The sequence below is a fragment of the Algoriphagus mannitolivorans DSM 15301 genome (genome assembly GCF_000429425.1).
GTDB classification, from domain to species: domain Bacteria; phylum Bacteroidota; class Bacteroidia; order Cytophagales; family Cyclobacteriaceae; genus Algoriphagus; species Algoriphagus mannitolivorans.
In genome coordinates this window covers 256,747-265,308 of sequence record NZ_AUBV01000009.1, presented here as the reverse complement: position 1 = coordinate 265,308, position 8,562 = coordinate 256,747, and the positions used below count along the sequence as shown (strand labels likewise).

At 36.9% G+C, this 8,562-nt stretch carries 7 protein-coding genes; 2 read left to right on the top strand and 5 right to left on the bottom strand.

Annotated elements, in window-relative coordinates; translation table 11 throughout:
- The coding region (locus tag G458_RS20735; RefSeq protein WP_157359780.1) for an integrase core domain-containing protein at positions 1-258 on the top strand (258 nt) is incomplete at its 5' end.
- 736 nt (positions 259-994) lie between these two features.
- Here the strand turns inward: G458_RS20735 and G458_RS0112460 are convergent.
- From G458_RS0112460 to G458_RS0112450, 3 genes are all read right to left on the bottom strand, one after another.
- Positions 995-3,538: a tetratricopeptide repeat protein gene (locus tag G458_RS0112460; protein ID WP_026952194.1), complete on the bottom strand. Its 2,544-nt coding sequence runs from the start codon at positions 3,536-3,538 to the stop codon at positions 995-997.
- A gap of 5 nt (positions 3,539-3,543) precedes the next feature.
- Entirely contained in the window at positions 3,544-4,710 is a 1,167-nt protein-coding gene (locus G458_RS0112455; RefSeq protein ID WP_026952193.1) for an ATP-binding protein, read from the bottom strand.
- A 135-nt stretch (positions 4,711-4,845) separates the two neighbouring features.
- Positions 4,846-5,187, bottom strand: a complete 342-nt coding sequence (locus G458_RS0112450; RefSeq protein ID WP_026952192.1) for a hypothetical protein — start codon at positions 5,185-5,187, stop codon at positions 4,846-4,848.
- Positions 5,188-5,905: 718 nt separating this feature from the next.
- Here G458_RS0112450 and G458_RS21455 point away from each other — a divergent pair.
- The gene (locus G458_RS21455) at positions 5,906-6,607 is read left to right on the top strand and encodes a sce7726 family protein (protein ID WP_169719270.1); all 702 of its coding nucleotides are present in this window, start codon (positions 5,906-5,908) and stop codon (positions 6,605-6,607) included.
- Here G458_RS21455 and G458_RS0112430 read toward each other — a convergent pair.
- Both G458_RS0112430 and G458_RS0112425 read right to left on the bottom strand, forming a co-directional pair.
- Positions 6,595-7,677 carry a beta family protein gene (locus tag G458_RS0112430; RefSeq protein ID WP_026952191.1) on the bottom strand — a complete coding sequence of 361 codons (1,083 nt, stop codon included), beginning with the start codon at positions 7,675-7,677 and terminating at the stop codon, positions 6,595-6,597. The two genes, G458_RS21455 and G458_RS0112430, sit on opposite strands and share 13 nt — an antisense overlap.
- On the bottom strand, positions 7,674-8,462 hold the full coding sequence (locus tag G458_RS0112425) for a hypothetical protein (RefSeq protein WP_026952190.1): 789 nt from the start codon (positions 8,460-8,462) through the stop codon (positions 7,674-7,676). Before G458_RS0112425 ends, G458_RS0112430 begins: the two co-directional genes overlap by 4 nt.
- Positions 8,463-8,562 lie beyond the last annotated feature (100 nt).

Sequence of the window (8,562 nt, the reverse complement as noted above, 5' to 3'; positions counted from 1 at the left end):
GTGAAAATCTTATTTATCCAACCCGGAAAACCTATGCAAAATGCTTTTATCGAGCGATTCAACAAAACCTACCGAACCGAAGTATTGGATTACTATTCCTTTGTATCACTCCAAGAAGTCAGAGAGATTACCCGGGAATGGATAGAGGACTACAATCATCACAGACCTCACGGAAGCCTGAATAATTGCTCTCCAATAGATTTTGCAAAGCAATGGGCGTTAACAGTGGATAACTTCTCTGAAGTTACCCACAATTAACACCCTTAGTAGTAATAATAGTCAACATCAAAAACCAATTTTGTCTATTTTAGAATTGTCCAAAAAGTGGGAAGCCTTCACCAGGGAATTAAGACAGGATTTGGTACAATTTGTTGTTTAACAATTCTTGCTTTTCCTTTTTCTGTTGCCTTGGAAAACTCGGCCAATTGATTAATGGATAATACAGCCATTGTGGTAGTGGTTTTTAGGTAAGATGATAAACTTTTTAAAAAGGGCCGACCATAGATCGGCCCGAGGCCAAAAAGGCTTTAGTTCGGTGTGGATCGTCTATGTCCAGGTACCTTGATTGTCTTCCCGTCCACCTTTCGGGTGTGGGGCTTTACTGGGACGATTTTCTTCCCATCTCCGGTTTTAGCCATTGTAGTAGCATTTAAGTCCTTCTATCAATTAGGTAGAAGGTGTACCTACCGGGAAAATAAAAAACTCTTACCTTTGGGTTCTCACATCCTAGTAAAAGCGGGGGAGCCTATTTTCCCAACGGAAGCTCTCCCCTTTTTTTTGACTCAATTGACTAAGCTTTTTCGAAATTAGCTTAACCTTTTTTAACATGCTTTGTGCCAGAAGTCACAAAATCAGCAACTTTGACGAATAATGTCAGAACTCATTCATTACTGCCAAATATAATTCTGACTTACTAAGTAAGAGACAGATCTACTAACATGGCAGGTGACAGACTGGCAGTATGACATGCTTTTTTTTGATAGTTGTCAGGCATTTATGCGTATTCCAATTTCATTTCTTCAATTCTTTTTAAAATATCGTTTACCGGCTGGGCAAGTTCTTCACCCATTTTGATCACCTCATTGGGGTATTCTTCTTTCAAGAGGACCATTAAGGCAAAATAGGTTGGTTTCAAAAGTTCTTTTAAGTTTTCGTATTTCAAGAAAAACTCATGAACTGTATGATACTGCATTTTTGATATTAGAATAAGAAATGCCTCATTCAAATCTTCAACATGAGATTCCGTTTTGAAAACTTCATCAATGAGCTCCTTTGAATTAAGAATATCTTTACATTTTGCATACATACCCAACCAAGCAAATGTCATTGATAAATACAATTTTATGGGTAAAACCAAATCTTCAATTCTATCAAGTCGTAAAATCAATTCTCCAATAAATTCCTTCTTCTCCTTTACACCGAAATTTAAAATTATTGCATTTCCTAATGCCTGCTGATATCTTAAACCTTTAATTTTTGCAGCTTCAAAATCTGAAATTGACTTCTCGAATAAGGAAACCATTTTAAAAAAGTTTTCGTCATTTAATTCTACGTTGGATGATAAAATTTCCAATGCGTGATAAAAGTTATAGTAAGGATCAGAGGTTTGAAGTTGTTCAATTAAATCCTTTCTCCTATTATTATTTTTTCCTCTAAACTTTGAAATGTAAAAATCAATGACATCATATTGACTTATAACCCCATTTTTTAATCCAATTTCGTAATACTTTTCAGCTAGTTCTAAATCATTCTTCATTGAATAAATTTTAGCTAAAAAGGAACTTGAATGAATATAACCTAAATCCAAGGCCTTTAAAAAATATTTTTCCGCCTCAGTTCTTTCTCCTAGCTCATAAAATATTTCACCCATTTTATATGCCTTTTCGGGGTCAGTAATATTTGGAGATTTATCTAATATTTCTTTCAACAAAGTGGGACTTTTCAGCAGGACACAGAGACTCAGCAAAAAATTCAAATCTTTTTGGTTGATATCATGAAGCTTTTTGGTCTCTTTTTCTGATAATTCAACTTCCTCCGTTAAAAAATAGAAAAAAGAAAGTAAGAGACTGTGGGAATTAGTTCGATTTTTTATCCTTTCCAAAATATCAATCCCCTTAACTAGATCTCCATTTTCATATGCTCTTGCAGCTAATGCAAATTTTAGTTGACTATAATTGAACTGTGGTTTTTGGTCCTCTGTAAGAATAGAAGAAGTTGCCTCAACTAGTTGATCTAACTTACTTGGACTAACTTTTTGAAAATCTATCATTGCATTGGCCAATAATAATGCTGACTTTGAATTATAAAGACCTGATTGCAACCTAAGAATATGGAGTTCCAAGAAAGATTCTATACTTTCTTGGTCTTCATACCACATTTCAAGAAAGCTTGTCAACCATTTAACTCTCTTCTTATCTTTACGATCACCATTGCGCATTAAGTACCAGATGTTGAAGAATCTTTCTTTGACTTGATAGAGGTGGTTTTTGGTATTTGTCTGTTTCTTCTCAATCACATTATTTTTTTCCAATTGAGCCAGTTGGGCAGAGATCAATTTCGTTTGGACTTTTTTTCCGTCTTCTCTGATTCGATCGGCAATATCCTTAGTGCTTAGAGCATCCCAATTCTTTGCTATGACATCCACAATTCTTCTTTGTTGAACAGGCAAATTTTCAACTTCGTGTTTATATAGTGGAGTAATTTGATCTAGAATAGTTTCCAGATCATGTAAAGCTGTACCATCTTGATCTTCCAACAATAGCTGATACACCATCATCAAAGTTCGAATCACTCCTCCGGTAAGTATAGCAAGTGTATCGATTTTACCCTTTGCCTTCTTTAAATCTATTTTCTGCTCACTTTTTTCCTGAAGTTTCTCAATCAATTGATAGGTCTCCTCCTTCGTCAACCCTTCTAACCTAACTATTTGAAAAAATTCATAGAATGGCTCTGAATAATCATGTAAATCCTGAAGTATAATTGCCGAGGCACCAACAATCCTAATCTCACTGCAATGCATTAAAATCTCACGAAGCCTTCTTTTTTCCTTCGCTTTAAGATTATCCAAGAAAAGTTGCCCAAAGTTGTCAAAGAAAATTATTAGTTTCTTTTTATTCTTTTGAAGGACCTCGATTAAGTACTCGAAGCACCTTTTTTCATAATCTTCAAAATCAATAAATGCCTCGGTATGATTGAAAAATTCACCATCAGTACTTAGGGAATCATCAAGAAAATCCAACAATTTCTCCCACAGTTTCGATAGAGAAGTCAAGTCGTAGGATTCCTCCCCGAAAAAAACCGGGATCAGCCAACTATTCAGATCAGAAAAATTTTCAACCTCATACTTTAGCCTTAGCAACAAAGTTGTTTTCCCCATCCCACGCTGCCCTTGGATGAGATAATGTTTCTCCGGATATTTCATATCGCTTGATTTGATATCCGAAAAAATCTTTTCAAAATTCTTAGTCCTGACCACGAAACTTTCGATCAGTTCCGGCTTAGACAGGCTGGCAGGATTATATAGTGTCTTGACGCTCATTTTTCTTATTTGCAAATATGTTTACGGCACCACATCTGAAGGATCGGAGACGTGTATCTATAGGATTTGTCCTCAGTCTTAAAAAGATATCCATCACCTTCCAGAATATCCATGATTCGCCTAACCTCTTCCACGGAATGTTTAACCCCAAAGTCAAACACCACATCCATAACAATGCTATCTCTGATCGCTATATTCTCCAGGACATCAAAGACAAAATTGTATTCGCTTCCTTTGAACAATGCTGACAGGCGAGCGAAATATGGTTCAAACTGGGGTTTGTTCCTTAAATGGACAATCTGATCAAACGCCTGATCAATAGATGCTTCAGTGATCGATTCTCCCTCATTTGCTTCAAATACGTCGACGATCTCTTGAGCGATCAACTGTAAGTGAAAAGGAATTAGCCATCCCATTTTCGTTAAGACATATCGAATCAAGGGTTCCACTAAGCTTACCTTATCGTATTCCAAGAGTTTGGTTAAAAAATCATGGGCTTCAGCCTGAGACAGTGGGGCCACTTCAACCGTTCGAAGATCATTAACAGCCGTAAGTTCGGTTACTTTCTCAACCATTGGGAAAAGGGACATGGATCCCGTGTAGACAAAATGAATCTTGTCTAGGACATGTTTATGGTGGCGTAACTCTCTGTTTTTTTGAATGAAGTGTTCCGCCGCTTTAGTACCATCCCGATTCAGAATATTTTGAATAGTTTGGGGAAATTCATCAATCAGGATGACCACATGTCCAAACTCCGACTTTATATTCTCAAAAAGATCCGATAGAATCTGGAAGTAATCCGTCTCGCCTTTTTCCCTAATCTCAACGTGGTAAACAGTTTTTACCCTGCTCAAAACCGATTCAATTCCTCCTTTTATGGAATCATAGAGCTTACTCAGTTTTCCAATTGCTTCACTTCTGATCAACGCTTCGAAAATGACCTTAAAGAACTCATTTTCTGAATCCACCGACTCTGTGATCACATATATAAAAAAGTAACCTTCTTGAGGAAATTCCTCGATGTGTTTCAGGATAGATGTTTTACCAACTCTCCTGGGAGCAGAAAGGTAAATACTGGCACCCTTATCTAAGACCCTATAAATCTTTCGCACCTCCGATTCCCTGGGATAGAAAGCCTCACCTCTTGCTGGATTTCCTAGACTATTTTTCATTTGACAAAATTTTCATTGCCAAAATTAATGACAATATTTTTATTGTCAAATAAGTTGGCAAATTTTTTATTGTCAAATTAGAATTCTAAGAAGATACTCGAAAAGACGGTTATAAAAAACTAAAAAAACTCTATTCTAGCACTTTAGCTCAAGCCATTCAGACATCGCAGAATGAATGTCTGTATCAGTAAGTCTGAAAAGTTCCGACAGGGATAGAGGTTCTACTATAAAATCATTAAAAGTCTGTTGCAATACGCCATTTTCATCAAAATAATAACCGTGGTAGAACCAACGGTTAACCAAGCCCAAACCACCCAAAATGAACTCAACCTTAAAATATTCTCTTGGTTCGATCCCATCATATAAAAAGAAGGTCATGCTTTGAGCATCATTGGGAATTTCCCGAGAATGGGTACCGATTAATGGAATTAAATCTCTAGAGTTTGCGGTAGTAAAGGAATATTTTCTATCTCTCATATTATTTAGATTACTGTCCACTTGCTCCCAGACAGATTATGCAAGTTTAGCTTGCACAAAGCTCCCAATCAAATAGCCTCACTATTCACCTTGCATACTGCCAACAATTACTACCTCCTGCGGATGCTTATCGGGAGGATCAGGATCCATCCTCACCCCGCCCTCTCCTGAAGGAGAGGGCGATCATGCAGTAGAAAACTCAAGGCTAGTAATCGATAGGGGGCTTTTCCCATAATCGATTTGATTGATTTTCAAAAGCTTCGTTATTCCTACCTCACCCCTCCCTCTCCTGAAGGAGAGGGCGATCAATCCGAAGGCATTTCGAGGCTGGTAATCTAAAGGAGTTTGACTTTTTCCCATTGACAGATAATCAAAACCTTCGTTATGCTAATAAAGTGGATTTTGGGTAAGAAAAAATACCGGGTAGTGGGTATTTATTGGGGTGAAATGAAAAAAATCGAGTAGAAGGTGATGCGTTTTGGGGTGGGAAGATGTGGGTTTTGGATTAATAATCACATGTTAAAAGCTTGATATTGCGGTTCTCTCGCAGTCAACAGTTAGTGGCATCTGTGAGCAGTGTCTTTGAACAAAGGTTTTAGAGCCTTTGTGGAATGGGATTTGTTTACTCTTTAATGAAGTCCTTTATTTGCCTATGGAAAATTTGGATAGCCTTCGGGAATTTTTTAACGCCAAAAGCTTAAAGTCATATCATCCCCTTATGAGCGCGAAAGAACTAGCTAAATGGCTGGAGTCATTGAGCTCAAAATCCCATTACGTCTTTCACAATAAGGTTGATTTTCTGAAACTACTAAATTCATTTGTACTTTCTCATCTTGAGGATGAGCTATTTTTGAAGCACTTGCTTACCAAATCATTCTTCAAAGAGGACATTGTTGGAGCCTTTGAAGTCAGAACTTTATCCTCAAGACTTGATTTACTTAAAATCAACGGGGTCACCACCGCTTTTGAAATAAAATCTGAATTTGACTCGCTGGAAAAGCTTGATAAACAAAGTAGGGATTACTTGGCACTTTTTGAATACAACTATTTAGTAGTGGCTGAAAAGCATCTGGAAAAGGTTGAACAAATGTTGCCTGGGGAATTTGGTATCTATACCGTCAAAAACAAAAAACTGAAACGATTTAGGCTTTCTAAGCGAAATCGAACAATTAATCCACTATCTCAATTATCCACACTTACTGCTAAGGAACTTCGAGCAGAGTTTAAATCAACTGAATCCGATTTTATTTTGGCCAAGTATTCACCGACAGAGATCAATACGTCTTTCAAAAAGATCCTTAAAAAGCGGTATGCCCAAAAGTGGAATTTCATTAAAGAGCGGTCATCCGAGATATTCCCACTAGACTATCAATATTTTTTCCACCATCCGATCAATCCTCAATTGATCTATTCCAGATAGAGAGGGATTGTACGATTTTCATCTATCCAAATTTTCATGCAATGCAGGTAGTGCTGCATCGCTATCTTTTTAAATTTAGCCTGATTCTGACCATTCTCTATACCGGAATTAATATCCTGAAGAAGCTTGACCCCTGCATTTCCATCAATAAAGGTTGGATACTTCTCCTGAAGCCGATTAAATGGCACACTCTCTAAAACTGCCGGAACAATAAAGTCCTTGAATTGAGAAAGCTTCTTTTCTTCTGCTTTGAATCCATAATACAGGTTGTCATAAGGATCATAGAAGATAAATCCGGGACTGATGGTTCCTCCTGCGGTGAGATCATCTTTTTTGATTCCTGCATAATCCCCAAAAGCATCAAAATTTTCTCGTTCAAACGATTCGATCAAGCTATTATCTGCCTCTGAGATCACATCATTATGATCCAAGCCCACATTTTTAATATCTGAATTTAAGGCGCTGCGAATAATTATTTTAGTCACCCCTTGAAAGCGACCATGCAACACCCTGTTATGTTTTCTAAAGATTGGATTGGTAGGACTGACAGTTCCCAGATCATAGATGAAAAAATCAGAGCCCAAGCGAATTGTCCTTTCAATTTCATGTATATCTGCTTCAAAGGAATCAGGATTCGTCATGTAGGCAAGCCTTGGAAATTGATCCCTTAATGCTTCCGATTGCCGCGTTATTGTCTCTGCTTCTCCCTGGATGTTCAAGAGGGAGGAGACTACAGGAACAACTTTTTCAATTCCAGTAAATTGAATCAGGAAATCAATTCTATTAGGCACAAAATCAAGAATGGTTCTTGAAAAGGTAATTACTTCAGCCTGGGTACTATTTGAGAGTTTGATGTAGTTTGGTAGGGATAAAAAAACATGGTCTGAGGTGATTGAGCCAATCAAATCCCTGTAAATCTCAAAGGCAGATTGTTGATTATTTTTTCTGTCTTTTTCTTTTATAACCTCGATCATTGGGTAAATACTATGGCCAAAGTCTGTTTCTTTTAACACCAAAATTTCCTGTTGTCTGGCCCTAAATACCGGTACATATTTCAGAGTTGAGCTCATAGCAATTCAATTTTTAAATTTCTCAAGTGTTCTATTTCCTCTTCATCAACCTCCTCATTTTCAAGTAAAATCCCACTATTCTCCAAAAACTGATCTAAAAAGTTGTTGAAAGAAAGTGCCAGCCAAATGAATTTTTGTTTGATTGGAGGTTCTCCTTTATGAATTTCCAATTTTTCAGAAATCCTTGCTTTGTAAGTTTCAAAAAATTCCCGTCGATCTTCTGCTCTTATGACATTATAAAACGGATCGATATAAACCAGCTCTTGATCAGTTTTTAACTGAAAATCAAAATCAGCATTAATATCTTCCAGTAAAGCTCGAAATGTATCGGATATTACCACTCTTGGATATATGGCTGACTTAGATTCCAGAAGATACGCTTTGGCCAAGGGTAATCCTACCGCAATATCTTCCTCGTCAAGCATCCATCCATAGTCTATTCCACCTCTCATAAAATAGCCCAAGGAGGCCATCTTTTGAAATAAGTTGGAAACCACAAAAAGGATTTCATTGGCTATAGCCTTGTCCTCTTCCATGTCGGCAGCAATGCAAATATTGTCACTAAATAAATAATACCGACAGTAATTGTGTGGAATTAACTGAACAACTGACTTAAATGCAGTGATAAATTCATTAGCTTTTTTTGAAACAAGATTTTCGGGAGAATTTACCTCATTGTTTAAGTCTGCGTCGTCTTCAAAATCCTTTAAAAGGGAACCAAAACCAAGGATATCCAAAAAACAGACGATTCGTCTTTGATACTTTATCCGCAAATCACTCACCATTTATCTGTTAGGTTTACGTTTCTGATTTAATTACTACTTTCCATAGGCAAGGCTATTGATAAATTTCAGATCATTTTTATAACAATAACGACTTGATCTG